This window comes from Microbacterium sp. WCS2018Hpa-9, assembly GCF_031843745.1.
Lineage (GTDB): Bacteria > Actinomycetota > Actinomycetes > Actinomycetales > Microbacteriaceae > Microbacterium.
Genome location: NZ_JAVTIY010000006.1, coordinates 315,041 through 340,220, shown reverse-complemented (window position 1 = coordinate 340,220; position 25,180 = coordinate 315,041). Strand labels below are relative to the sequence as shown.

26 protein-coding genes are annotated in these 25,180 nt (G+C 67.8%); 13 read left to right on the top strand and 13 right to left on the bottom strand.

From position 1 onward, the window contains the following. Positions 1–55: 55 nt before the first annotated feature. The 4 genes from RQG82_RS14690 to RQG82_RS14675 all read left to right on the top strand — a co-directional run bounded on the left by RQG82_RS14690 (position 56) and on the right by RQG82_RS14675 (position 3,826). A complete protein-coding gene (locus RQG82_RS14690) occupies positions 56–487 on the top strand; it encodes a PTS sugar transporter subunit IIA (protein ID WP_311259786.1) in 432 nt (143 codons plus the stop codon). Then, positions 487–1,644: a mannitol-1-phosphate 5-dehydrogenase gene (locus tag RQG82_RS14685; RefSeq protein ID WP_311259785.1), complete on the top strand. Its 1,158-nt coding sequence runs from the start codon at positions 487–489 to the stop codon at positions 1,642–1,644. Before RQG82_RS14690 ends, RQG82_RS14685 begins: the two co-directional genes overlap by 1 nt. Positions 1,645–1,729: 85 nt before the next feature. After that, on the top strand, positions 1,730–3,034 hold the full coding sequence (locus RQG82_RS14680) for an NAD(P)/FAD-dependent oxidoreductase (protein WP_311259784.1): 1,305 nt from the start codon (positions 1,730–1,732) through the stop codon (positions 3,032–3,034). A gap of 42 nt (positions 3,035–3,076) precedes the next feature. Continuing rightward, on the top strand, positions 3,077–3,826 hold the full coding sequence (locus tag RQG82_RS14675; protein WP_311259783.1) for an alpha/beta hydrolase: 750 nt from the start codon (positions 3,077–3,079) through the stop codon (positions 3,824–3,826). 36 nt (positions 3,827–3,862) lie between these two features. Here RQG82_RS14675 and RQG82_RS14670 read toward each other — a convergent pair whose 3' ends face one another. The 10 genes from RQG82_RS14670 to RQG82_RS14625 form a co-directional block, all read right to left on the bottom strand. Further along, positions 3,863–4,720: a carbohydrate kinase family protein gene (locus tag RQG82_RS14670; RefSeq protein WP_311259782.1), complete on the bottom strand. Its 858-nt coding sequence runs from the start codon at positions 4,718–4,720 to the stop codon at positions 3,863–3,865. Positions 4,721–4,750: 30 nt separating this feature from the next. Then, a complete protein-coding gene (locus RQG82_RS14665) occupies positions 4,751–5,854 on the bottom strand; it encodes a polysaccharide deacetylase family protein (RefSeq protein WP_311259781.1) in 1,104 nt (367 codons plus the stop codon). A 3-nt stretch (positions 5,855–5,857) separates the two neighbouring features. Further along, positions 5,858–6,973, bottom strand: a complete 1,116-nt coding sequence (locus RQG82_RS14660) for an adenosine deaminase (protein ID WP_311259780.1) — start codon at positions 6,971–6,973, stop codon at positions 5,858–5,860. Positions 6,974–7,025: 52 nt separating this feature from the next. Then, a complete protein-coding gene (locus tag RQG82_RS14655; RefSeq protein WP_311259779.1) occupies positions 7,026–8,318 on the bottom strand; it encodes a thymidine phosphorylase in 1,293 nt (430 codons plus the stop codon). Continuing rightward, positions 8,315–8,713, bottom strand: a complete 399-nt coding sequence (locus RQG82_RS14650; RefSeq protein ID WP_042536471.1) for a cytidine deaminase — start codon at positions 8,711–8,713, stop codon at positions 8,315–8,317. The genes RQG82_RS14655 and RQG82_RS14650 overlap by 4 nt, the downstream gene beginning before the upstream one ends. A gap of 7 nt (positions 8,714–8,720) precedes the next feature. Beyond that, positions 8,721–10,007, bottom strand: coding sequence for an ABC transporter permease (locus tag RQG82_RS14645; protein WP_311259778.1), 1,287 nt, complete (start codon positions 10,005–10,007; stop codon positions 8,721–8,723). Further along, positions 10,004–11,323, bottom strand: coding sequence for an ABC transporter permease (locus RQG82_RS14640; protein WP_311259777.1), 1,320 nt, complete (start codon positions 11,321–11,323; stop codon positions 10,004–10,006). Before RQG82_RS14640 ends, RQG82_RS14645 begins: the two co-directional genes overlap by 4 nt. Then, positions 11,320–12,834, bottom strand: a complete 1,515-nt coding sequence (locus RQG82_RS14635; RefSeq protein WP_311259776.1) for an ABC transporter ATP-binding protein — start codon at positions 12,832–12,834, stop codon at positions 11,320–11,322. Before RQG82_RS14635 ends, RQG82_RS14640 begins: the two co-directional genes overlap by 4 nt. Before the next feature lie 161 nt (positions 12,835–12,995). Then, positions 12,996–14,108 (bottom strand): BMP family ABC transporter substrate-binding protein, encoded by a 1,113-nt coding sequence (locus tag RQG82_RS14630; RefSeq protein WP_311259775.1) that lies wholly within the window; start codon positions 14,106–14,108, stop codon positions 12,996–12,998. 147 nt (positions 14,109–14,255) lie between these two features. Next, positions 14,256–15,371 carry a mannose-1-phosphate guanylyltransferase gene (locus tag RQG82_RS14625; RefSeq protein WP_311259774.1) on the bottom strand — a complete coding sequence of 372 codons (1,116 nt, stop codon included), beginning with the start codon at positions 15,369–15,371 and terminating at the stop codon, positions 14,256–14,258. 179 nt (positions 15,372–15,550) lie between these two features. Here RQG82_RS14625 and sdhC point away from each other — a divergent pair, with 179 nt between their 5' ends. The 6 genes from sdhC to RQG82_RS14595 all read left to right on the top strand — a co-directional run bounded on the left by sdhC (position 15,551) and on the right by RQG82_RS14595 (position 21,174). Next, the gene (sdhC, locus tag RQG82_RS14620; RefSeq protein ID WP_072591539.1) at positions 15,551–15,985 is read left to right on the top strand and encodes a succinate dehydrogenase, cytochrome b556 subunit; all 435 of its coding nucleotides are present in this window, start codon (positions 15,551–15,553) and stop codon (positions 15,983–15,985) included. Continuing rightward, the gene (locus RQG82_RS14615) at positions 15,985–16,428 is read left to right on the top strand and encodes a succinate dehydrogenase hydrophobic membrane anchor subunit (protein ID WP_290160414.1); all 444 of its coding nucleotides are present in this window, start codon (positions 15,985–15,987) and stop codon (positions 16,426–16,428) included. Before sdhC ends, RQG82_RS14615 begins: the two co-directional genes overlap by 1 nt. Positions 16,429–16,447: 19 nt before the next feature. Beyond that, a complete protein-coding gene (gene sdhA, locus RQG82_RS14610; RefSeq protein ID WP_311259773.1) occupies positions 16,448–18,274 on the top strand; it encodes a succinate dehydrogenase flavoprotein subunit in 1,827 nt (608 codons plus the stop codon). 2 nt (positions 18,275–18,276) lie between these two features. After that, positions 18,277–19,044, top strand: coding sequence for a succinate dehydrogenase iron-sulfur subunit (locus tag RQG82_RS14605; RefSeq protein WP_311259772.1), 768 nt, complete (start codon positions 18,277–18,279; stop codon positions 19,042–19,044). 75 nt (positions 19,045–19,119) lie between these two features. After that, a complete protein-coding gene (locus RQG82_RS14600) occupies positions 19,120–20,322 on the top strand; it encodes a YhjD/YihY/BrkB family envelope integrity protein (RefSeq protein WP_311259771.1) in 1,203 nt (400 codons plus the stop codon). A gap of 9 nt (positions 20,323–20,331) precedes the next feature. Then, positions 20,332–21,174: an exodeoxyribonuclease III gene (locus RQG82_RS14595; protein WP_311259770.1), complete on the top strand. Its 843-nt coding sequence runs from the start codon at positions 20,332–20,334 to the stop codon at positions 21,172–21,174. A 41-nt stretch (positions 21,175–21,215) separates the two neighbouring features. Here the strand turns inward: RQG82_RS14595 and RQG82_RS14590 are convergent, their stop codons facing one another. Then, the gene (locus RQG82_RS14590) at positions 21,216–21,476 is read right to left on the bottom strand and encodes a hypothetical protein (RefSeq protein ID WP_311259769.1); all 261 of its coding nucleotides are present in this window, start codon (positions 21,474–21,476) and stop codon (positions 21,216–21,218) included. Positions 21,477–21,597: 121 nt separating this feature from the next. On the opposite strand from RQG82_RS14590, the gene trpS reads away from it, so the two are divergent. Next, on the top strand, positions 21,598–22,602 hold the full coding sequence (gene trpS, locus RQG82_RS14585; RefSeq protein ID WP_311259768.1) for a tryptophan--tRNA ligase: 1,005 nt from the start codon (positions 21,598–21,600) through the stop codon (positions 22,600–22,602). Positions 22,603–22,626: 24 nt separating this feature from the next. Beyond that, positions 22,627–23,451 carry a hypothetical protein gene (locus RQG82_RS14580; protein WP_311259767.1) on the top strand — a complete coding sequence of 275 codons (825 nt, stop codon included), beginning with the start codon at positions 22,627–22,629 and terminating at the stop codon, positions 23,449–23,451. A gap of 32 nt (positions 23,452–23,483) precedes the next feature. On the opposite strand, the gene pth is transcribed toward RQG82_RS14580, so the two are convergent. Together pth and RQG82_RS14570 are read right to left on the bottom strand one after the other, a co-directional pair. Then, positions 23,484–24,065 (bottom strand): aminoacyl-tRNA hydrolase, encoded by a 582-nt coding sequence (gene pth, locus RQG82_RS14575; protein WP_311259766.1) that lies wholly within the window; start codon positions 24,063–24,065, stop codon positions 23,484–23,486. A gap of 119 nt (positions 24,066–24,184) precedes the next feature. Continuing rightward, complete coding sequence (locus RQG82_RS14570) at positions 24,185–24,793, bottom strand: 50S ribosomal protein L25/general stress protein Ctc (RefSeq protein ID WP_311259765.1); 609 nt, start codon at positions 24,791–24,793, stop codon at positions 24,185–24,187. A 222-nt stretch (positions 24,794–25,015) separates the two neighbouring features. On the opposite strand from RQG82_RS14570, the gene RQG82_RS14565 reads away from it, so the two are divergent. Beyond that, positions 25,016–25,141, top strand: a complete 126-nt coding sequence (locus RQG82_RS14565; RefSeq protein ID WP_256381367.1) for a hypothetical protein — start codon at positions 25,016–25,018, stop codon at positions 25,139–25,141. Positions 25,142–25,180: the final 39 nt, after the last annotated feature.

Sequence of the window (25,180 nt, the reverse complement as noted above, 5' to 3'; positions counted from 1 at the left end):
GGCGGATGCCACGGCATCCGCCCCGCCTCCACATTCTCAGAAAGAAGGAATCACCATGAGCGTTCTCACCCTCGATCAGGTCCGCATCCACGCAGGCTCCAGCACGCAGCAGGAGGCGCTGCAGGAGGCGACCGACATCCTCGTGTCCGTCGGCGCCGTGACCCCCGCCTACGTCGACGCGATGCGTCAGCGCGAAGAGACCGTCTCGACCTACATGGGCAACGGTCTGGCGATTCCGCACGGCACGAACGACACCAAGGATGCGATCCTCGCATCGGCGCTCTCGGTCGTGCGCTACGACGGCGGAGTCGACTGGGCCGGTGAGCCCGCGACCTTCGTGATCGGCATCGCCGGGCGCGGCGACGAGCACCTCGAGATCCTCTCGCAGATCGCGATCCTGTTCTCGGACGACGACGACGTCGCGAAGCTCAACGCCGCGCAGACGCCAGAAGAGCTCTACGCCCTGCTCTCGGCGGTGAACGACTGATGAAGGCCGTCCACTTCGGCGCGGGCAACATCGGTCGCGGCTTCGTCGGACTGCTGCTGCACGAAGGCGGCTATGAGGTCGTGTTCTCCGACGTCGCCGACACTCTGGTCGATGCGATCAACGCTGTCGACTCGTACACCGTGCACGAGGCGGGCCCCGGCGGCACCGACCACGTGGTCTCGGGCTTCCGCGCCGTGAACAGCAAGACCGATCCTGATGCCGTCGCCGACGAGGTCGCGACCGCCGATGTCGTCACGACGGCCGTCGGGCCGACGGTGCTGCGTTTCGTGGCTCCGACGATCGTGGCAGGGCTCGCCCGCCGCTCGGCCGGCGCCGCCCCGCTGCAGGTCATGGCGTGCGAGAACGCGATCGGCGCGACCGACACCCTTCGAGCCGAGATCGAGAAGGCGGCGGGAGTGGATGCCGAAGAGTTGCTCTCACGCGCGGTGTTCGCGAACACCGCAGTCGATCGCATCGTGCCGGGGCAGCCCGCGGACGGCGGAGTGGACGTCACGGTCGAGCCGTACTTCGAGTGGGCGATCGAGTCGGAGGCCTTCGGCGGCGCGCTGCCGAAGATCCCCGGAGCGCACTTCGTCGAGAACCTCGCGCCGTACATCGAGCGCAAGCTCTTCACCGTGAACACCGGGCACGCGGCGACGGCGTACTTCGGCGCTCGTGCCGGCATCGAGCGCATCTCGGATGCGCTGGCGGATCCCGAGATCGCCGCTCGCGTATCGGCCACGCTCGAAGAGACCTCGGCGGTCCTCGTCGCCGAGCACGGTCTCGACCCCGCCGAGCTCGCCCGGTACCGCGCGACGATCCTCGAGCGCTTCCGCAATCCGGCGCTCGTCGACACCGTGCAGCGGGTCGGGCGACAGCCGCTGCGCAAGATCTCGCGGCACGAGCGGTTCATCGGGCCCGCGGCGATGGCCGCCGAGCGAGGGCTCTCCACCATCGCGCTGGTCGGCGCCGTCACCGCCGCGCTGGAGTTCGAGGAGCCCGACGACGAGCAGGCGGTCGAGATGCAGGAGGCCCTGCGCACCGAGGACGCGCTCGCCTTCACCTCGCGCACGACGGGGCTGGACCCCGAGCACCCGCTGTTCCCCGCGGTTCGCGATGCCGTGGTCTCACGTCAGACGGCTCTGAACGCCTCCTGAGCGCCCCTGCACGCATCACCCGCGCCCTCTGCCGATACGATCGGCGGAGGGCGCAGGTGCGCGCACAGCGAGGTGCGGGAGCAGCATGAACAGATACGCCGTCATCGGCGCGGGGCCGTCAGGTCTCGCTGCCGCCCGCGCTCTCACGAGGCGCGGGATCGGCATCGACGGGTACGAGGCGTCTGCAGGGGTCGGCGGGCTCTGGGACATCGACAACCCGCGCAGCACGATGTACGAGTCCGCGCATCTGATCTCGTCACGCACCACGACCGAGTTCACCGAGTTCCCCCTGCGATCGACGGTCGACTACCCGGGTCATCGCGTGCTGCGGCAGTACTTCCGCGACTACGCCGACCACTTCGGTCTCGCCGACCACTTCCGGTTCGAGACGAGGGTCACCCGCCTCGAGCCGCAGGGCGGCGGCTGGGACCTCACCAGCGACGGCCCCGAGGGCGAGCAGACCAGGTGGTATGCCGGCGTCGTGCTCGCGAACGGCACCCTGGCCGAGCCGAACATCCCTGTGTTCGCAGGCACGTTCACCGGCGACCTCATGCACACGAGCGCGTACAGGTCCCCCGATCAGCTCGCCGGCAGGCGCGTGCTCCTGATCGGCGCGGGCAACTCGGGCTGCGACATCGCGGTGGATGCCGTGCACCACGCCGCATCCGTCGACATGAGCGTGCGTCGCGGCTACTACTTCGTCCCGCGGTATCTCTTCGGTCGACCGAGCGACACCCTCAATCAGGGTCGTCCGCTGCCCGCGCGCATCAAGCAGGCCGTCGACAGTCGCGTGCTGCGGGCGTTCACCGGCGATCCGGTGCGCTTCGGCTTCCCGAAGCCCGACTACCGCATCTACGAGTCGCATCCGATCGTCAACACCATGATCCTCAACCATCTCGGCCAGGGTGACCTGCGCATCCGTCCGGACGTCGACCGGTTCGACGGGTCGACCGTGCGGTTCCGCGACGGCACGGCCGACGAGTACGACCTCGTACTGCTCGCGACCGGCTACACGCTCGACTATCCGTTCGTCGACCGTGCGCACCTGCACTGGCGCGGCGCGGCCCCTCGGCTGTTCCTGAACATCTTCCCCGCCTCGTTCAACGGCCTCTACGTGATGGGCATGATCGAGGCATCCGGCATCGGATGGCAGGGACGCTACGAGCAGGCCGACCTGCTGGCGACCTATCTCGACGCCGTCGAGCACGCTCCGGCCACCGCGGAGCGGTTCCGAGACCGGGTGACCTCGGAGCCGTGGCCCGATCTCACCGGTGGTTATCGCTACCTCGGGCTCGACCGCATGGCCTACTACGTCAACAAGGACGCCTACCGCGGCGCCGTCCGTCGCGAGAAGCACGGGCTGGAAGACCCGACAGGGCTGCGGTCCTGATCCTCGGGGCAGTTCACATGCACAGGCTCTAGCCTTGATCCCGTGCAGAAGAAGCGTGGCCGTCGGGTCCTGAAGGTGATCGTCTGGGGACTCGTCGCCGTCCTCGTGCTCGGAATCGGCGGAATCGTCGCCTGGAGCCAGATCGGGGTGATGCCCGCCGAGAAGGCACCGCTGGCGAGCGTCCGAGAGAACCCGGCGATCGACGTCGAAGACACCGATCAGGGAATCGTCCTCACGCCCGCAGACGGCGAGTCCGAGACGGGTCTCGTGTTCATCCCGGGCGCGAAGGTGGAACCGTGGGCGTACGCCGCGATCCTGCAGAGCCTCGCTGAGGAGGGCGTGACGGTGGTGATCACGCGGCCCTGGCTGAACCTGGCGTTCTTCGACCTGCGCGGCCTGGATTCCTTCACATCGGCGGCTCCCGACATCGACGAGTGGGCGGTCGGAGGCCACTCGCTGGGCGGCGTGCGCGCATGTCAGCTCGCCGCTGATGCCGAGGGGCTCGTGCTGTTCGGGTCGTACTGCTCGAACGATGTCTCCGGCACCGACCTCGCCGTGCTGAGCATCTCGGGCAGCGAAGACGGACTCTCGACGCCCGAGAAGATCGACGCGGCTCGAGACCAGCTCCCGGCCGACGCCGAGATGGTCGAGATCGAGGGCGCATCCCACGCATCGTTCGGCGACTACGGCCCACAGGCCGGCGACGGGACGCCGACGCTCACGGACGCCGAGATGCATGCCGAGGTCGCCGAGATCCTGAATCCGTTCATGGCTGAGCTCCCTCGGGGCTGATCCGCTTCCCGCTCTCAGTCTCAGCCGGACTCCGCCTCAGTCGATGACGGGATCGAGCAGCGGATGCAGGTGCCGGCTGCCGAGCACCCCGGCCGCCGTCCGTGCGCCCGCGCTGAGCGCCGCCGGAACGTCAACTCCGGAGAGTCGGGCGTCGAGCACACCGGCGAGGAAGGCATCGCCGGCGCCGTTCGTATCGACGACGTCGACCGGCACCGCCGCCACGCGGTGCTCCACGCCGTCGGCATCGATCGCCACAGCACCCTCGGCGCCGAGTGTGCACACCGCGAGCGACGCTCCCGCCGAGATGCGCGAACGCAGGAAGGCGATCGGATCGGCGAGGCGGTCGGCGTTGCAGAACACGGCGTCGGCGGCATCGAGGAACGGCCGGTGGAAGTCCGCCTCGCCGTCGTAGTCGTGCACGTCGACCCAGATGGGGCGCCCGGTGGCACTGGCCGCGGGCAGAAGCCGCAGAGGTTCCGCCGCGAGGTCGAGCACGATCGCATCGGCCTCACGCATCGCCGCGACCAGGGCATCGTCGTCGGCGCCGCCCGTCGCCGCGGGCGAGGCGAGGTAGAGCGACACGCGCCCGCCGCGACGGGTCATGAGATTCAGGTGACGCTCAGTGGCGTCGCCCTCGCCCCACAGAGTGCGCACCCCTGCCCTGTCGAGGGCACTTCGCACACGTTCCCCCGGCTCGTCCTCAGCGGTCAGCGCATACAGCAGCGTCTGTCGCCCGAGCGCCGTGAGGCTGAGCGCCTTGCCCGCGCTCGTGCCGCCGATCGTCTCCCAGGAGTCCTCGGCGAACTGCATGTGGGGCACGGGCTCCGGCAGGCGGTCGAGCACGACGATCGAGTTCCAGGAGGCGGGCCCCGCGATGAAGACGGATGCAGTCATGGCTCCATCTTGCCCGGTTGGACCGCCCGATCAGCCGATCCGCTTGATCAGCGAGTCCAGGCCCATTCCGTAGTCGATGCGCACGACAGGCAGCGCGAGCTTGTCCGTCCCGATCTCGACGAACCCCGGTTCGATGGTCCGTGCCATCTCGAAGCCGGCCTGTGCGACGCCCTGCTTGGCGGTGTCGTTGTAGTGTCCGAACGGATACGCGATCACCTCGCGCACTCCGAGCACGTCCCCTGAGGCGTTCAGGTCGGCCGCGATCTCGTCAGCCGTCCAGTTCGTCATCCGGCCCTTGCCGTTCTCTCCGGCCTGGTGCATGTCGTGGGTGTGCGAGCGGCGCAGGACGTAGATAGACGGCGGCGGGTCCTGCCGGTAGGCCGTGATCATGAACGACGTCGAGAGGAGCTTGTTCCTCTCGATCACCGGAACCGCCAGGTCGAACCAGGTCTGGTCGGCGTCATCGTCGGTGATGATCACCGAGCGAGCAGGCAGCGAGAGGCGTCCGTCGATGAACGCGCTGAGCTCGTCCCAGGTCGGAAGATAGAACCCGGTCGTCGCGATGTGCGTCATCTGCGCGTCGAAGTCGCCGATGTACGCGTAGTTGCCGCGCAGCCACCCCGACTCGCCGTCGGGGTTCGCCGTGAACTGGTGGTACATCAGGATCGGCACCTGCACATCGGCAGCGGCGTTCGCCTCAGGGGTCGTCCACCCGGCGAACAGCTCGGTCTGCTGATCGACGCAGGCGACGGGGTCGGCGCCGTTCACCCGCGCGGCGACGGTGTATGCGGCGGCATCCGCCTCGGTCGTGTACCACCCCGCGAACACCCGCCCATCCTGCGTCGGGATCGGAAGGGCCGCATAGAGCGCGTCCTGCCGCTGCAGCATGGGCTCGGGCGGGGCTCCCTCGCCGACGAAGCTCACCGCGCACGCCAGCGGGTCGTCGGCATCCGCGAGGAGCTGCTGAGCGGGTGTCAGCGGACGCTCGATGACGGCGGAGCCGGCGCGCGGGACGCTCTCCTCCGGCGCCCGCGTCGACCAGGCGTATGCCGCTGCCGCGCCTGCCCCGAGCACGACGACGGCGCTGATGATCAGTGCGACGCCGATGCGGCGTCGCTTCCCCCCGGAAGCCATGATCTAAATGTCGAATCCGTCGGCGATCATCTCCACGAGCTCCTCGCGCTCCTCGACGGGCAGGAAGGCTCCGGCCGCGGCGTTGAACTGGAAGGTCTCGAGATCGTCGAGGTCGTACTCGAACGTCTCGACGAGGAGCGACAGCTCACGGGTGAGAGAGGTCGCGCTCATCGTGCGGTTGTCGACGTTCACCGTGACGGCGAAGCCGAGCTGGTAGAGCAGGTCGAAGGGGTGATCGGCGAGGGTGTCGCCCCACGCCGCGATCGCGCCGGTCTGCAGATTCGACGAGGGCGAGAGCTCGAGGGGGATCTCCCGGTCGCGCACCCAGCGGGCGAGGTCGCCGAACTGCACCTGCACCTCGTCGCCCTCCTGGGTGATCACGTGCAGGTCCTCGGCGATGCGCACGCCGTGGCCGAGTCGCAGCGCTCGCCCGTCGATGAGCGCCGATCGGATCGATGCAGGGCCCGCAGCCTCTCCTGCGTGCACCGTGACGGGGAAGAAGTTGTCCGCCAGGTAGTCGAACGCGGCGCGATGGTTCGAGGCGGGGAATCCCTCCTCCGGGCCGGCGATGTCGAAGCCGACTGCCCCGCGCCCGCGGAACCCGACCGCGAGCTCTGCGATCTCGCGAGAGCGGTCGGTGTGACGCATCGCGGTGATCAGCTGGCCGACGCGGATGCTGTGGCCGTCGCGGTCAGCGGCGTCCTCGCCCTCCTCGATGCCCTGCTGCACGGCCTCGACGGCCTGCTCGAGCGAGAGACCGCGGGTGAGGTGCTGTTCGGGTGCCCAGCGGACCTCGCCGTAGATCACTCCGTCATGCGCGAGGTCCTGCACGAACTCGCGCGCGACGCGGGTCAGCCCCTCCGTCGTCTGCATGACGGCCGTCGTCAGATCGAAGGTCTTGAGGTACTCGACCAGAGAACCCGAGTCGCTCTTCTTCGCGATCCACTTGCCGAGAGCGGCCGGGTTCGACTCCGGCACATCGACGCCGATCGCATCCGCCAGCTCGATGATGGTCGACGGGCGCACCGCGCCGTCGAGGTGGTCGTGCAGCGACACCTTGGGCAGGCCTCGCAGAGACGCCCCCTGGATGGTGACATCGCCGTTCGCGTCGATCGACATGGGGATTCCTCTCGGTCGCGGATTCGCTGTGTTCAGGCTAGCGGTCTGCGGATCAGGCTGTGATGCGCTCGCGCACGATCGGACCGGCGGCCGGAGCCTCGTCGCCGATCGCCCATGCGCCCTCGAGCGCCTCGAGGGCACGGGGGAACCGGGCCTCATCGGCGGCGGAGAGAGTGAACAGGGGCTGGCCGGCCACGACGCGGTCGCCGGGCTTGGCGTGCAGATCGATGCCGGCTTCGAAGATCACCGGGTCCTCGGCGCGCGCGCGTCCTGCACCGAGACGCCACGCCGCGATGCCGAACGGCAGCGCGTCCATCTGAGACACCACGCCGTCGGCGGGAGCGGTGATCACGTGCGTCTCGCGTGCCGTCGGCAGCGGTGCGTCCGGGTCGCCGTCCTGCGCACGGATCATGGCCTTCCAGCCGTCCATCGCGCGTCCGTCGTCGAGAGCGGCCTCGACATCGGCATCGGGCTGCCCGGCGAGTGCGAGCATCTCGCGCGCCAGGGCGATCGTCAGTTCACGGACATCGGCGGGGCCCCCGCCTGCCAGCACCTCGACGGACTCGCGGACCTCGTTGGCGTTGCCGATCGCGCGGCCGAGGGGCACGTTCATGTCCGTGAGCAGTGCGGTCGTGGCGACGCCGGAGTCGGTGCCGAGGGCCACCATCGTGCGCGCGAGTTCGCGGGCCCGATCGATGTCCTGCATGAACGCACCCGAGCCGAACTTCACGTCGAGCACCAGCGCGTCCGTGCCTTCGGCGATCTTCTTCGACATGATGCTCGACGCGATCAGCGGGATCGCCTCGACAGTGCCGGTGACGTCACGCAGCGCGTAGAGCTTCTTGTCGGCAGGAGCGAGGCCGGAGCCTGCGGCGCAGATGACCGCGCCCACATCGCCCTGCATCTGCGCGAAGATCTCTTCATTGCTGAGCGCGGCGCGCCAGCCGGGGATCGACTCGAGCTTGTCGAGCGTGCCGCCGGTGTGGCCGAGTCCTCGGCCGGAGAGCTGCGGCACCGCGACGCCGAACGCGGCGACCAGCGGTGCGAGCGGCAGGGTGATCTTGTCGCCCACCCCTCCGGTGGAGTGCTTGTCGACGGTCTTCTTGCCGAGGGTCGCGAAGCTCATCCGCTCCCCCGACGCGATCATCGCGTCGGTGAGCACGCGGATCTCATCGCGCTCCATGCCGCGCTGGAAGACGGCCATCGCGAACGAGGCCATCTGCGCGTCCGACACGTAGCCGCGCGTGTAGGCGTCGACCATCCAGCGCAGCGCCTTCTCGGGCACGGCACCTCCGTCACGCTTGGCACGGATCACATCGACGGCGTCGAAGGGCTCAACGCTCATCGGGCGTCCTCCAGGTCTCGGGGGCCGAACGCATCCGGCAGTACTTCATCGATGGTCCGGATGCCGGAGACGGTCTCCAGCAGCATCCCGGGCATCGCATGTTCATAGAGCAGCTGGCGGCAGCGGCCGCACGGCATGATCGTCTGACCGTCGTTGTTCACGCACACGAAGGCGACGAGCTGGCCGCCACCCGACATGTGCAGGTCGCCCACCAGTGCGCACTCGGCGCACAGGGTCACCCCGTACGACGCGTTCTCGACGTTGCAGCCGGCGACGATGCGACCGTCGCCGACGAGGGCGGCGGCTCCGACCCGGTATCGCGAATACGGCGCGTAGGCCTTGGTCATGGCGTCGGTCGCGACCTGGCGAAGCTCGTCCCAGTCGATGTCAGTCATGTCTCTCCTAGGACTTTATGTACGGCTTGCCGCTGGCCGCCGGCCCGCGGATCTGACCGGCGAAACCGGCGACCGCGAGCAGCGTCACGACATACGGGAGCATCAGCATGAACTCGCCGGGAATCGGTGTCTTGAGGATCGACAGCAGGTTCTGCAGGTTCGTCGCGAAGCCGAAGAGCAGGGCGGCGAGCGTCGCGCGGATCGGATCCCATCGTCCGAAGATCACGGCGGCGAGGGCGATGAAGCCGAGACCCGCCGTCATGTCCTTGCCGAACTGCGGCACCGAGACCAGCGTGAAGTACGCGCCGCCGATGCCGGCGATCGCACCTGCGAGCAGCACGTTCCAGAAGCGCGTCGCGTTGACCTTGATGCCGACCGTGTCTGCGGCCTGCGGGTGCTCGCCGACGGCGCGGACCCGCAGCCCCCACTTCGTGCGGTACAGCCCCCAGGCGACGATGGCCACGGTGATGAACATGAGGTAGACGATGAACGTCTGGTTGAACAGCACCGGTCCGATGATCGGGATGTCGCTGAGCAGCGGGATCTCGATGCGGCTGAAGCGCACCGGAGTGTTGAGCTCGCCCTCGTTCGGTGCGAGCAGCGCGCCGTAGAGGAAGCCGGTGAGACCGCTGACGAGCACGTTGAGCACCACACCGACGATGACCTGCTCGACGAGGTACTTGATCGCGAACGCGGCCAGCACTGCGGCCACGAGCACACCGCCGAGCATGGCACCGAGCAGTCCGATGAAGGGGCTGCCCGTGATGCTCGAGAGCAGCGCGGCCGAGAACGCTCCGAGGAGCAGCTGTCCTTCGATGGCGACGTTGACCACGCCTGCCCGCTCGCCGATGACGCCTCCGAGGGCACCGAACACGAGGGGAACGGAGAGCGAGACGGCGCCGAACAGCAGGCTGCTGACGGGAACGAGGCCCCCGGCGCCCGCCCACACGAGGAACCCGAAGACGGCGATCACGCTGAAAGCGATCACCAGCCAGATCGAGGGCTTGCGATACGACCACGCCCGCAGGAACGCCAGCACCGACAGCAGCGCCAGGATCACGATGACGACCCAACTGGTCGGCCCCGTCGGCAGCGCCACATCCGGCAGAGCGATGGGGGACGTCGGGTCGTTGAGCCGGAAGCTGCTGGTGCCGGTGCGCGGCACGAGCAGGAACAGGAGCGCCAGCAGCACGGTGGCTGCGGCGAGGACGATCGGAGCCTTCAGGTGCCGCTCGCGCACTGTGGCGAGCTGCACGGTTCCGTCGGCGGCTTCGCTCTGGACGAGGGAGGTCATGCGGTCACCGCCTTCTTCGCGGCCTTGGCTCTCGCCTTGGCGGCCTTCTCGAGGTCGGACTTCGGCAGGAAGAACACCGTGCGCAGCAGCGGCGGTGCGGCGATGAAGAGCACGACGAGCGACTGCACGACGAGCACGATGTCGACGGGGATGTCCTGCGCCTGCATCGAGAACGATCCGGCCTTGAGCGCGCCGAACAGGATGCCAGCGGCGAAGGTGCCCCATGCGCGGCTGCGGCCGAGCAGGGCGACGGTGATCGCGTCGAAGCCGATGCCGGCGTCGATCGTCTCGGTGATGCCCGTGGTGACCGCACCCTGCACCTGGTTCATTCCCGCCAGACCGGCGAGAGCGCCGGCGAGGAGCATGGCGTAGACGTAGACGCGCTGCACGCTGATGCCGGCCGCGCGGGCGGCGTGCGGGTTCTCACCCACGGCGCGCATCCGCATTCCGAGCGACGAGCGCTCGATCAGCCACCAGACGAACAGGGTCGCGATGATGACGATCACGAACCCCAGGTCGAGCAGCGGGAACTGCGGCCCGAGGAGCTCGGGGAACTGCGCGCTCTCCGGGGTGGCGTAGCCGAGCGCCTGGTTCGTGCCCGGCTTCTGCAGCAGCCCGGGGGTGCGGATCATCCACAGCAGCAGGTAGTACGCCACGTAGTTGAGCATGATCGTGAGGATGACCTCGTGGGCGCCCGTGCGTGCCTTGAGCAGACCGGCGATCGCACCCCACAGTGCGCCGCCCGCGATGCCGGCGATCAGGGTGACCGGGATGTGCAGCCAGAACGGCAGCTCGAGCTGGAACGTGAGGAGCCCGGCGACGGCGACACCGATGAGCATCTGCCCGCGTGCACCGATGTTGAACAGGCCGACGCGGAAGGCGAGGGCGACGCCGAGACCGGCGGCGATCAGGGGCGCAGCGAACCCCAGCGTGTTGGTCAACGGGCGGATCTGCGCGGCGAAGTCCGCGCCGCGTGCGTTGAAGATCGCTCCGCGGAAGAGCGCCTCGTAGCCGTTGTAGACCGCGTTCCAGATCGCGGCGATGGTGTCGCTCGGACGCTGGAAGAAGTAGCCCGATGCCTCCAGCACGTCCTCGTTCGTGAAGGCGATCAGGATGCCGCCGACGACCAGGGCGAGGAAGATCGCGAGGATCGTCGTGACGGCGCTGCCGCGGAGCATCTCCTTCAGGATCACGTTGCCGCGCGGGGGCGGCGGAACGGCGCCTGAATCGCGCATCGTCGTGGTCGTGTTCACCGAAAGCTGGTCGGCGGATCCCTGCCCGGCCGAGCTGCTCCCCTGTGGCGTCGTACCGCTCATGCGGCCACCTCTCCCTCGGCGGCGCCCGCCATCATCAGTCCCAGCGTCTCGCGCGGGGTGTCGCCGGGAACGATCCCGACGATCGTGCCTCTGTACATGACCGCGATGCGGTCGGCGAGAGCCGCCACCTCGTCGAGCTCGGTCGAGACCACGACGACGGGGATGCCCGCGTCTCTCGTCTCGATGATCCGCTTGTGGATGAACTCGATCGAGCCGACGTCGACTCCACGGGTCGGCTGCGCGGCGACGAGCAGCTTGAGCTCGCGGCTCATCTCGCGGGCGATCACGACCTTCTGCTGGTTTCCTCCTGAGAGGGTTCCTGCCGGCGTGTGCGGTCCCTGTGTGCGGATGTCGTATTCGCTGATCCGTGCGCGGGCGAAGTCCTCGAGCGCGGATCGGCGGATGGTCCCGCCCCGGCTGAATTCGTCATCGCCCGTGCGGTCGAGGATCAGGTTCTCCGCGACGGAGAAGCCTGCGACGAGCCCGTCTTCGGTGCGGTCCTCCGGCACGAAGCCGACACCGGCGTCGAGGATCGCTCGCACGCTCTTGCCGACCAGTTCGGTGCCCCCGAGCGTGATCGATCCTTCGACCCTGGCCGCGAGGCCGACGATGGCCTCGACCAGCTCGGTCTGACCGTTGCCCTGCACCCCGGCCACGGCGAGGACTTCGCCGGGGCGCACGGAGAAGTCGATGCCGTCGACGACGATCGCTCCCGCGGAGGTGAGCACGCGCAGTCCCTTGACCTCGAGGCCGCCCTCACCGAGTCGCGGCGGATCCTTGTGCACTGTGAGCTCGACCGCGCGTCCGACCATCAGCGAGGCCAGCTCGGCGTTGGTCGCCGTGGGCGATGCCTCGCCGACGATGCGGCCGAGGCGGACGATCGTGATGGTGTCCGCGACCTCGCGCACCTCACGCAGCTTGTGAGTGATGAAGACGATCGCGGTGCCCTCGTCTCGGAGCTGACGCATGATGCCCATCAGCTCGTCGGTCTCCTGCGGAGTGAGCACGGCCGTGGGCTCATCGAAGACCAGGACCCTGGCATCGCGCGAGAGCGCCTTGATGATCTCGACCCGCTGCTGCACGCCGACGGGAAGGTCGCCGACGATGGCGTCGGGGTCGATGTCGAAGCCGAAGCGGGCGGCGACGGAGCGGACGTGCTCACGCGCCTTCGTGATGTCGAGGGTGCCCAGTCCCTTGGTCTGCTCGTGGCCGAGCATGACGTTCTCCGCCACCGTGAATACGGGGACGAGCATGAAGTGCTGATGCACCATTCCGATGCCGGCGTTCATCGCGTCGCCGGGGCCGCGGAACCGCTGGACGACGTCGTCCAGGAGGATCTCGCCCTCGTCGGCCTGATACAGCCCGTAGAGGACGTTCATCAGAGTGGACTTGCCTGCACCGTTCTCGCCGAGCAGCGCATGGATCTGCCCCGGCTCGACGACCAGGTCGATGTGGTCGTTGGCCACCAGGGTTCCGAACCGCTTGGTGATACCGCGAAGTTCGAGCTTCATATCTGCACCTTATCCAGAAGTGTCATCCAGAAGAGTCCGAAGAATCTTCGGCGCATCGCACGGGGATCGCCCGGATGCGCCGCGAACAGTCGTCATCGTCCGTCCACGGCGCGGGGCGAGTGGCCGCTTGCACCACTCGCCCCGCCATGGATGTGAACTGCTTACGGGGAGTTCTCCGACTCCACCGTGATGTCACCCGAGATGATCTGCTCCTGCAGAGCCGTGATCTCGTCGAGCAGCCCGTCGGGCAGGTCGCCCTCGAAGGCACCGAAGCCCGAGAGCTTGACGCCCTCGTTCTCGAGCGTGCCGATGTAGGGAGCCGGGTCGAAGTCGCCCTCGGATGCGGCGACGGTCGCGTCCTCGACGGCCACGTCGATGGCCTTCATGATCGAGAAGAGGGTGACGTCGGCCACGCTCTCGTCGGCCACAGCGAGGTCACTGTCGACGCCGACCAGCAGCGTGTCCTTGCCGCTGTCGGCGATGGCCGCCGCAGCGCTCTGGTAGATCGGTCCACCGACCGGGAGAATCACGTCGACGCCCTGGTCGAGCACGCCCTGGGCGGTCTGCTTCGCGGTGTCGTTCGCGTCGAAGCCGCCGGTGAAGGAGCCCTTCTGCGTGGCTGCGTCCCAGCCGAAGACCTCGACGGCGCCCGACTTGTCCTCGTTGTACTTCTCGACGCCGAGCTGGAAGCCGTCCATGAACACGGCGACCGACGGAATCTGCATTCCGCCGAAGGTGCCGACCTTGTTCACGCCCGATGCGGCAGACCAGCCTGCGGCGGCGTAGCCACCGAGGTAGGCGGCCTGAGCCGTGTCGAAGACGAGGGGCTTGATGTTGGGAGCATCGGTGGTGCCGTCGAAGTCGTTGTCGGCGTAGTCGTCGATGATCGCGTAGTCGATCTCGGGGTTGGCGAGAGCGGACTCGACGGTCGCGGCCGAGAGCTTGAAGCCGACTGCGACGATGAGCGAGCAGCCCTCCGAGACAGCGGTCTCGAGGTTCGGCGCGTAATCGTTGTCGTTGGCGGACTCGAACTCGATCGGCTTGACGCCGAGAGTCTCCGCTGCGCGGTCCATGCCCTCCTTGGCCGACTGGTTGAACGACTTGTCGTTCCAGCCGCCCGCGTCCGAGACGAGGCAGGGGATGAAGTCGGAGTCAGCCTCGCCGCCGCCGGTGCCGCCCGATTCGGTAGGAGCCTGGCCGCAGCCGGCGAGTGCGAAGACGACGCCAGCGGCGATGGTCGCGCCGAGCAGCTTCTTGGTGGTGGAGATGGTCAACTCATGCCTCCTGAACGGTGCCGCGGCCCTCGCGGATCGCTCAAAGTTACCCAGTGTTTCGACTTTTGTGCATGCGCGAGGGCGAGGCGCTGGCGAATGGTTACAAAGCTGAAACCAAGACAGCCGATGAGCGGCGGCGCGTGCTCATCAGAGCACGTCGCTCCGCCCGGTCAGCTTCAGGGACTCGACGACGCCCTTCACTCGCTGCGCATGCTCGACGGTGGTGACGAGCAGGGCGTCCGGGGTGTCGACCACCACGATGTCCTTCACGCCGATCAGGCTGATCACGCGGGAGGTCTGACTGACCAGGATGCCGCTGGCGGCATCCGACAGCACGCGTGCTTTCGGCCCGAGCACGGCGAGGTCGTTCTTCCGACCGTTGTTGATGAGCTTGGTGAGCGAGGCGAAGTCCCCCACGTCGTCCCAGTCGAAGTGACCGGGCACGACTGCGAGGCGTCCGCGTCGCGCAGCAGGCTCGGCCACCGCGTAGTCGATCGCGATCTTCTTGAGCCCCGGCCAGATCCGATCCACGGCCGGGCCGCGTCGCTCGCGGTCGTCCCACGCCTCGGCGAGCTCGAGCAGCCCGGCGTGCAGTGCCGGCTCGTTCGCGGCGAGCTCATCGAGCAGCACGCTCGCCTTGGCGATGAACATGCCCGCGTTCCAGAGATAGCCGCGGTCGGCGAAGTAGGCCTTGGCGGTCTCGAGGTCAGGCTTCTCGACGAAGCTCTCGACCAGGGCGGCCTCGCGCGCCCCCTCGACGACGAGCTCCGCTCCCCTCTTGATGTAGCCGAAGCCGATCGCGGGCTCGGTCGGAGAGATGCCGATCGTGCAGATGTATCCCTCCCGCGCGACCTCGACGGCGTCGCGGACGGCGAACTCGAACACACGCGTGCTGCGGATGACGTGGTCGGCGCTGAACGAGCCGATGATCACATCGGGGTCTCTGCGATGGAGGATCGCCGCCGCCAGCCCGATCGCCGCCGCGGACTCGCGCGGCTCCGACTCCAGGAACACATTCAGATCCGGTATTCCGGGCAGCTCCGCCTCCACCGCCGCGCGGTGCGCCCTGCCGGTGACCACGGCGATGCGATCGGCCCCGGCCAACGGCTCCAGCCTGTCCCACGTGTCGCGCAGCAGAGAGTGCCCTGAGCCGGTGAGATCGTGCAGGAACTTCGGCGCGTCCGCGCGGGAGAGAGGCCAGAGTCGGCTGCCGATTCCGCCAGCGGGGATCACGGCGTAGAAGTTCTCGATGGGTTGGCTCACCCTGCAAGGGTAACGCCACGGAAAGTCTCGACATCGAGACACTTAGGCTCCCCTTCGTCGCCCGCGGTCGCCTCACGGGAATAGGATGGTGTCCGATCGGCCGTGCCTGATGACAGCAGGCTCACGCTTGGAAGACGCACTGCACGCGACCGAGTCACTTCGATCCAGGGAGGACGACCGTGTCCACAAGCGCTCGCTTGACACCGTCGATTTCGGAAACCACTTCCAAGACGCCACGCGGCACCCTCTACCGGGGTCGCGAAGGCATGTGGTCGTGGGTGCTTCATCGCATCACCGGAGTCGCCATCTTCTTCTTCCTGTTGGTGCATGTGCTCGACACTGCACTCATCAGGGTCTCCCCCGAGGCGTACAACGCCGTCATCGGCACCTACAAGAACCCGATCATGGCGCTCGGCGAGGTCGTGCTGGTGGCGGGAATCGTGTTCCACGCGATGAACGGCCTCCGCATCATCGCCGTCGACTTCTGGTCGAAGGGCGCGAAGTACCAGCGTCAGCTGTTCTGGGGCGTGCTGCTGGTGTGGGGAATCATCATGGCGGGCTTCGTGCCCCGTCATCTGATGCTCGCGTTCGCCGGCTTCGGAGGAGGACACTGATGACCGCTCAGACCGTCGCAGCCCCTGTCCGCCGTCAGCGCGGATTCAACCTCGAGAAATGGGGCTGGCTCTTCATGCGCGCCTCGGGCGTCGTGCTCGTCGTGCTCATCTTCGGCCACCTGTTCATCAACCTGATGGTCGGCGAGGGCATCCACGCCCTGGACTTCGCGTTCATCGCCGGAAAGTTCGCCACGCCGTTCTGGCAGTGGTGGGACGTCATCATGCTCTGGCTCGCGCTGATCCACGGCGCCAACGGCATGCGCACGATCGTCAACGACTACGTGACGAACAACACCGCTCGCAAGGCGCTGATCTGGGCCCTCGGCCTGGCTGCAGCGCTGCTCATCATCCTCGGCACCCTGGTCGTCTTCACGTTCGACCCGTGCCTCGGCGTGACCGAGTCGAGCACACTGTGGGAACAGTGCCAGACGCTGGTCAAGTAGAAGAGAAGGCATACGAGAAGTGACTACCGAGACCCAGGATTCCGTCGTGCGCGACGGCGTGCACTACCACCAGTTCGACATCGTCATCGTGGGCGCCGGCGGCGCCGGCATGCGAGCGGCCATCGAGGCAGGCTCCGGCGCGAAGACCGCGGTCATCTCCAAGCTCTACCCGACGCGTTCGCACACCGGCGCGGCGCAGGGCGGCATGGCGGCTGCGCTCGCGAACGTCGAGGAAGACAGCTGGGAGTGGCACACCTTCGACACCGTCAAGGGCGGCGACTACCTGGTCGACCAGGATGCTGCGGAGATCCTCGCGAAGGAGGCGATCGACGCGGTCATCGACCTCGAGAACATGGGTCTCCCCTTCAACCGCACGCCCGAGGGCAAGATCGACCAGCGTCGATTCGGCGGCCACACCGCCGAGCACGGCAAGACCCCGGTGCGCCGCGCATGCTACGCCGCCGACCGCACGGGCCACATGATCCTGCAGACGCTCTTCCAGAACTGCGTCAAGCTCGGCATCAACTTCTTCAACGAGTTCTATGTGCTCGACCTGCTCACGGTGAAGGATGCCGACGGTAAGACCCAGGTCTCGGGCGTCGTCGCGTACGACCTCTCGACCGGTGAGCTGCACGTGTTCCAGGCCAAGGCCGTGATCTTCGCGACCGGCGGCTTCGGCAAGATCTTCAAGACGACCTCGAACGCGCACACCCTGACGGGTGACGGTGTCGGCATCGTCTGGCGCAAGGGCCTCCCCCTCGAGGATCTCGAGTTCTTCCAGTTCCACCCGACCGGCCTCGCCGGACTCGGCATCCTCCTCACCGAGGGCGCCCGCGGCGAGGGAGCCATCCTGCGCAACGCCTCGGGTGAGCGCTTCATGGAGCGCTACGCCCCGACCATCAAGGACCTCGCGCCTCGCGACATCGTCGCCCGCTGCATGGTGCAGGAGGTGGCCGAAGGCCGCGGCGCAGGTCCCCACAAGGACTACGTCCTGCTGGACTGCACGCACCTGGGTGCCGAGGTTCTCGAGACCAAGCTGCCCGACATCACCGAGTTCGCCCGCACGTACCTGGGCGTCGACCCGGTCGTCGAGCCCGTGCCTGTGATGCCGACGGCCCATTATGCGATGGGCGGCATCCCCACGAACAACGACGCAGAGGTTCTCGCCGACAACACCACCGTCGTGCCGGGTCTCTACGCCGCCGGTGAGTGCGCCTGCGTCTCGGTGCACGGAGCCAACCGTCTCGGCACCAACTCGTTGCTCGACATCAACGTGTTCGGCAAGCGCGCAGGGCGCAACGCGGTGGAGTACGTCAAGACCGCCGAGTTCGTGCCGCTGCCCGAGAACCCCGCCGCATTCGTCTCCGGCATGCTCGAGGGCCTGCGCAACAACCAGGGCACCGAGCGCATCGCCGTGCTCCGCAAGGCTCTGCAGGACGAGATGGACAAGGGCGCGCAGGTCTTCCGCACGCACGAGTCGCTGGAGCACGTGCTGGGTGTCATCAAGGAACTGCGCGACCGGTACATGAACGTGCACGTCGACGACAAGGGCAAGAGGTTCAACACCGACCTGCTCGAGGCCGTCGAGCTGGGCTTCCTGCTCGACATCGCCGAGGTCGTCGTCTACGCCGCGCAGAACCGCGAGGAGAGCCGTGGCGGCCACATGCGCGACGACTTCCCCACCCGCAACGACGAGAAGTACATGCAGCACACGATGGCCTACCTGACGGGCGATCCGCACTCCTCCACTCCGAGCGATCACATCAAGCTCGACTGGAAGCCGGTCGTGTTCACGAAGAACGAGCAGGGCGAGTTGAACTACCCGCCGATGGAGAGGAAGTACTGAGCATGTCGAACGCCATCGCTGAAGCTCCCGCAGACACGACGCAGGAGACGGGTATCCAGTCGTTCATCGTCACGTTCAACATCCGTCGATTCGACCCCGAGATCGACTCCGAGCCGCACTGGGTCGACTACGACGTGGAGCTGTACTCGACCGACCGCGTCCTCGACGCCCTGCACAAGATCAAGTGGGAGGTCGACGGGTCGCTCACGTTCCGCCGCTCGTGCGCCCACGGCATCTGCGGCTCTGATGCGATGCGCATCAACGGCCGCAACCGCCTGGCGTGCAAGACGCTGATCAAGGACCTCGACATCTCGAAGCCGATCTATGTCGAGGCGATCAAGGGCCTGCCGCTCGAGAAGGACCTCGTCGTCGACATGGAGCCGTTCTTCGCGTCGTACCGCGAGGTGCAGCCGTTCCTCGTCGCGAACTCCGTGCCGGAGAAGGGCAAGGAGCGCGTGCAGACGATCGCGGATCGCGAGATCTTCGACGACACCACCAAGTGCATCCTCTGCGCCGCGTGCACCTCGTCGTGCCCGGTCTTCTGGACCGACGGACAGTACTTCGGGCCGGCGGCGATCGTGAACGCGCACCGCTTCATCTTCGACTCCCGCGATGACAACGCTGCCGTCCGTCTCGACATCCTCAACGACAAGGAAGGCGTCTGGCGCTGCCGCACGACCTTCAACTGCTCCGAGGCATGCCCGCGTGGCATCGAGGTCACCAAGGCCATCGCCGAGGTCAAGCAGGCAGTGCTGCGCGGTCGTCCCTGACGACGACGCAGATCCGAGAACGGGCGGGCACCTCAGGGTGCCCGCCCGTTCTCGTCGCTTGGATAGGGTGAGGACGTGTCTGATCCCGATGCCGCCGCCGAGCCCCGCCGTCTCGATGCGGCGGTCGAGCGTGCGACCGCGCTGACCCAGCGCACGCTCAGTCTTTTCCCCGTGCGCGTGTGGCGTCATTTCCTGCAGCACAATGGGTTCCTCCTCGCCGCTGGCGTGAGCTATCAGGCGCTCTTCGCGATCTTCGCGGCGGTGTACCTCGCCTTCGCCATCACCGGACTCTGGCTCGGCGGCAGCACAGAGGCGGTCGAAGGCCTGATCGACATCATCAACAGCTACGTGCCGAATCTGATCCTCGATCAGGGCGGAGTCTTCACGCCCGCTCAGGTGCAGGAGATCGCCGCGAACACGGCAGGGGTGCTGAGCATCACCGGCCTGATCGCCCTGGGCACGGTGATCTGGACCGCGATCGGATGGGTGACCTTCTCGCGGCGCGCGACCAGGGACATCTTCGGTCTTCCGCCAGACACCCGCAGCTACGTGCTGCTCAAGGCTCGCGATCTGCTGGCCGCGCTCATCTTCGGCGCGGCGCTCGTCGTCGGCTCGCTCCTCAGCTCCGCGAGCGCCGCCGTATTGTCCTGGCTCCTCAGCCTCCTGGGGTGGGACTCGGGGTCAGACGGACTGAATCTCGGCATCCGCATCGGCACGGTCATCGTCTCCTTCGTCCTGATGTCTTCCGCCCTGGCGGCGATGGTGCGCTTCCTCACCGGCACGACGCTGCAGTGGCGCACGATCTGGCCCGGCGCGCTGCTCGGCGGGGCAGCGATGACCGTGCTGCAGTACGGCGCGGGATTCCTCCTCAGCTACACGCCCTCCAATCCCCTGCTCGCCACGTTCGCGATCTTCATCGGTCTGTTGCTCTGGTTCCGGGTGAACGGAGTGGTGATGCTGGTCGCCTCCTCGTGGATCGCCGTCGCTGCGAAGGACCGCGACCTGCCGCTGCTGGCTCAGTCGGAGGCGGAGCGGCGGGCGGCCGAGCACCAGACGCTGCTGGCGGCAGCCCGGATTCGCGTGCGCGAAGCGCGTGAGGCGCGCGAGACCGCCCCGTGGTATCGCGTCTGGGCCGCAACCAGAGCCGTGCAAGCGGCGGAGCGCGAGCTCGCCGAGCTGGAGGCCTCCGCTCCCCCGCCCGTCGATGCCAGCTCAGCCTTCGCTCAGCGGCTGCTGGCCGACCTGCAGCGGACGCGCGATGTCGGAGACGCTCGTTAGGCTGGGAACATGCCTCATCTGCGAATCGCCACGGTCAATGTCAACGGGATCCGAGCGGCGGCTCGCAACGGCATGAGCGCCTGGCTCGATGCGGCCGATGTGGACATCCTCACGCTGCAAGAGGTCCGCGGGCAGGACGAGCACCTCGAGGCCGCGCTCCCCGGGTGGACCTTCGTGCACGACGAGGCGACGGCCAAGGGTCGCGCCGGCGTCGCCATCGCCAGTCGCATCCCCGCCCTCGCCTCGCGCACCGACTTCGGCGCCGACGACTTCGACTCGAAGGGGCGTTGGATCGAAGCCGATTTCCTGATCGGCGACCGGCCGCTCACCGTCGTCAGCGCCTATGTGCACAGCGGCGAGGCCGAGACTCCGAAGCAGGACGAGAAATGGAAGTTCCTCGATGCGTTCGGAACTCGCCTGACCGAGCTCGGTGAAGGCGACGGAGCGCTCGCCCTCGTGACCGGCGATCTGAATGTCGGCCATCGCGAACTCGACATCAAGAACTGGCGCGGCAACCGCAAGAAGGCCGGTTTCCTCCCCCGCGAGCGCGCGTACTTCGACCGATTCCTCGGAGCGGCCGGCGAGACCATCGAGGGCGCAGACGGCTCGACCGGCACCGGTCTCGGCTGGATCGACGTCGGGCGCGTGTTCCACGGTGAGGTCGAGGGGCCGTACACCTGGTGGTCGATGCGCGGCCAGGCGTTCGACAACGATTCGGGGTGGCGCATCGACTATCACCTCGCGACTCCTGCTCTCGCCGAGCGGGTCACGGCCTATCACGTCGCCCGTGCGGCCGCATACGACCAGCGCTGGAGCGACCACGCTCCGGTCGTCGTCGACTACACGTACTGATCGCGCCCGCCGCACGCTGCGGCATCGGTGCGCGATGAAACTCAGGCGGTGACGAGGGCGACGATAAGCCCCGTGGCCACTGCGAGGTAGCCGAGCATGCTCCACAGGTACGCCGTCGGTCGGAGCACCCGCCGGAAGACGAGCGGAATCACGAGCGCGAGCAGGATCCCCGTGACGAGAGCGAGGAACGTTCCGAAGATCATGCCGTATCCGTGCGGGTCGCCCGCAGCCCACCCGAAGCGGCTGCTGAGCGCCGACCATGCGAGGAACACGAACGGCACGCCGAAGACCACGGTGAGCACGAACCCGATGATGCGCGACAGGCGGTCGCTGCCTGCCGTCGTGATTCCCCCCGCCAGTGGTCATACGGTGAGTCCGTCGCGCGGGAGCAGGTGGGACCAGCGCCCCCATAGGATTGATACCGTGACGAAACCTCGCCTCTACTCAGGAATGCAGCCCTCCGCCGACTCTTTGCAGATCGGCAACTACATCGGAGCGCTCCTGCAGTGGCGGGACCTCCAGAACTCGTACGACGCGTATTTCTCCGTGGTCGACCTGCACGCGCTGACGGTCGCGCAGGACCCCGCCGAGCTGCGTGAGAAGACCCGTCGCACCGCCGCCCAGTACATCGCCGCGGGCATCGAGCCCTCGCTGTCGACGCTGTACGTGCAGTCGCACGTTCGCGCGCACGCGGAGCTCGCCTGGATCCTGTCGACGATCACCGGTTTCGGCGAAGCCGGCCGCATGACCCAGTTCAAGGACAAGTCGGCGCGGTACGGCGCCGATGCCACGAGCGTGGGTCTGTTCACCTACCCGGTGCTGATGGCCGCCGACATCCTGCTCTACCAGACCGATGTCGTGCCGGTCGGCGACGACCAGAAGCAGCACGTCGAGCTGACGCGTGACCTCGCCGAGCGCTTCAACTCGCGGTTCGGAGAGACGTTCGTCGTGCCGCGTCCGGTGATCCAGAAGGACACGGCGCGTATCTACGACCTGCAGAACCCGACGTCGAAGATGTCGAAGTCGGCAGAGAGCGACGCGGGCGTGCTGTGGATGCTCGACGACCCGGCGAAGTCGGCGAAGAAGATCATGCGCGCGGTGACCGACAACGAAGGCTCGGTCCGCTTCGATCGCGAGAGCAAGCCCGGCGTCTCCAACCTGCTGACCATCTACGCAGCTCTCTCGGGACGACAGGTTCACGCGATCGAGGACGAGTACGCGGGCCGCGGCTACGGTGACTTCAAGAAGGGGCTCGCCGAAGTCGTCGTGAACGAGTTCGAACCCGTGCGTGCCCGTGCACTCGAGCTTCTCGACGACCCGGCCGAGCTCGATCGGATCCTCGCGCAGAACGCCGCGCGGGCCGATGCCGTCGCCGACGCCACTCTCGGAGCGGTCTACGACCGGGTCGGACTGCTTCGTCGCGTCTGACCTCGACAGCCATAGGATGGGGGCGTGACTGATCCGCAGCAGCCCCCGTCCGGTGCCGTCCCCCCTGTGCCTCCCGTGCCTCGGCCGGACGACGAGCCGCCGCAGCTCACCTCGCCCGCGTCGTCACCGCCCGCGCCGCCCGCTTACTCGACGCCCCCGGCACCGCCCGCGTACCAGGGCGCTCCTCCCGCATACCAGGGTGCACCTCCCACGTACCAGGGAGCGCCTCCCGCGGCTCCCGCCGGGCACAGCGAGCCGCCCTTCCCCCCTCCTGCCGCCCCGAGCCAGACGTTCTCGGCAGGTCAGCCCGCACCCGCGTACCCGGCGCCGACGGGAGCCCCTGTATACCCGCATCTCGCGGGTCAGCAGCCCGGTGCGCCCACCTACCAGGCGGCCCCTCCCGGCGCCTACCAGGTTCCGGTCGGCGGATACGCGGCACCCGCGGGCTCGTACCAGGCGCCGGTCACCGGAGAGAAGAAGTCCGGGCTGCTGGGCATCCTGGCGCTGATCCTGGCGATCGTGGCCGCTGTCGTCACGCCGATCGTCGCCGGTGTCGCAGGGTTCGAGATCGGCCGTCGTCTTCCGGGTGGTCTCGACACGACCGATCCCGACTTCCTGTCGATCCTCGCGCCCGCGAGGGATCAGGTGCTGTGGGCGGAGATCTCGTTCTGGACGGGGACCATCCTCGGCATCGCCGCCATCGTCATCGGCATCATCGCGATTCGCAAGAAGCAGGCGCGCGGCGCGGGAATCACGGCGCTCGTGGTCGCGGTGCTCGGCCCGATCATCTTCTGGGGCGTGCTGCTGGTGACCCTGTCGACCGGCACCGCGGCCGGCCTTGTGCCGTAACGGCGCCGCGCGACGGCGACACCTCGCCGAGGTCAGCGCGGAGCGTGGTGCTTCTGCTGTGCGGCGAGCAAGCCCTCCTCGACGAGCAGCTCGACCGCGTCCGCGCCGTCTGACACGAGGATCGGCAGGTTCGCGCGCTCGTCCTTGCCGAATGGCGAGAGCACCCAGTCGGCCGGGTCCTGTCGCCCCACCGGGCGGCCGATGCCGACGCGCACCCGCGGGAACTCCGGGGTGGTGAGGGCGCGGGCGATGTCGCGCACTCCGTTGTGTCCGCCGTGGCCTCCGCCGATCTTGAGCTTGACGGTGTCGAAGGGGATGTCGAGTTCGTCGTGGACCACGATGACCTGCTCCGGCGGCACCGAGTAGAAGCGAGCGAGTGCGGCCACCGGAGTGCCGGAGACGTTCATGAACGTGTTCGGCTTGGCGAGCACGATCTTGTCACCGCCTGGGCGCAACCAGGTCTCGACGACACGCGCCCCGCCCTTGTGCTCGCGAAAGCTCTCGCCGCGGCGCGAGGCGAGCTCGTCTACGACCATCTGGCCGATGTTGTGGCGCGTGGCCTCATATCGCGGGCCGGGGTTGCCGAGCCCCACCACGAGCCAGGTGGATGCCATGTGGTCGTCCTCTCGCATGCGGGCCCTTCGCGGTGCCCGGGTCAGAATACGACAGAGGGGGCGCGATCTGCTCGCGCCCCCTCTGTGATGCAGTCAGCTGTGCGCTGCGCCTGCGGAGATCACTCCGCGGCGGGAGCCTCCTCGGCGGAAGCCTCATCGGCTCCGGCCTCGTCCTCACCGAGCGACTCCTCAGCCGGGATCGCGATCGCGACGACGAGCACCTCGGGGTCGGTCAGCAGCGTCGAGCCCTTGGGGAGCTTGACGTCGGCGGCGGTGATGTGCGCGCCCTCTTCGAGACCCTCGACCGAGACCTCGACGTTCTGCGGCAGGTGCGTGGCTTCGGCCTCGATCGAGATCGTGTTCGCGTCCTGGTTGACGATCGTGCCGGGGGCCGGCTCGCCGGTGACGATGACGGGAACGTCGATCGTGACCTTCTCGCCCTTGCGGACGACGAGCAGGTCGATGTGCTCGATGATCTGGTGTACCGGGTCGCGCTGGACGTCCTTGACGAGGGCGAGCTGGTCCTTGCCGTCGATGTCGAGCTCGAGCAGCGCGTTCGCGCGGCGGATGATGAGCGAGACCTGGTGGCCGGGCAGTGCGACGTGCACGGGGTCGGTGCCGTGGCCGTAGATGACGGCGGGGATCTTGCCTGCGGCGCGCAGACGACGGGCGAAGCCCTTGCCGAAGCTCTCGCGGAGCTCGGCCTTGACCTTGGTGTCTTCAGACATGGGGTTCTCCTTCGGGGCACGCAGCGACAGCTACGCGGTGGTCTTGGAATTGTTCTCGAACGCAGACACGTGAGGAAAGCCACCGGCTTGCTTCGCCGCGTCGATAACGGATGCCAGCGCACGCGCAGAAGCATCCCTCGCCGAGGTACTCCTCTCATGGTACCGGATGAGCCGATAGGCTGAGAACACCGATCCCCTCTCTGCAGAACACGGAGTTCCCTCATGCTCGACGGCGTCTTCTTCTCCCACGCGATCGCCTGGCTCATCGGCGCGATGACCGTGTGCGCCGCAGGCTTCACCTTCGCGGCCCTGTTCTCTCTCGGGCGCTCCGGTTACCGCAAGGACTGACCCCCTCGCGTCCGACACCACCCGTCACACGGGAGCACC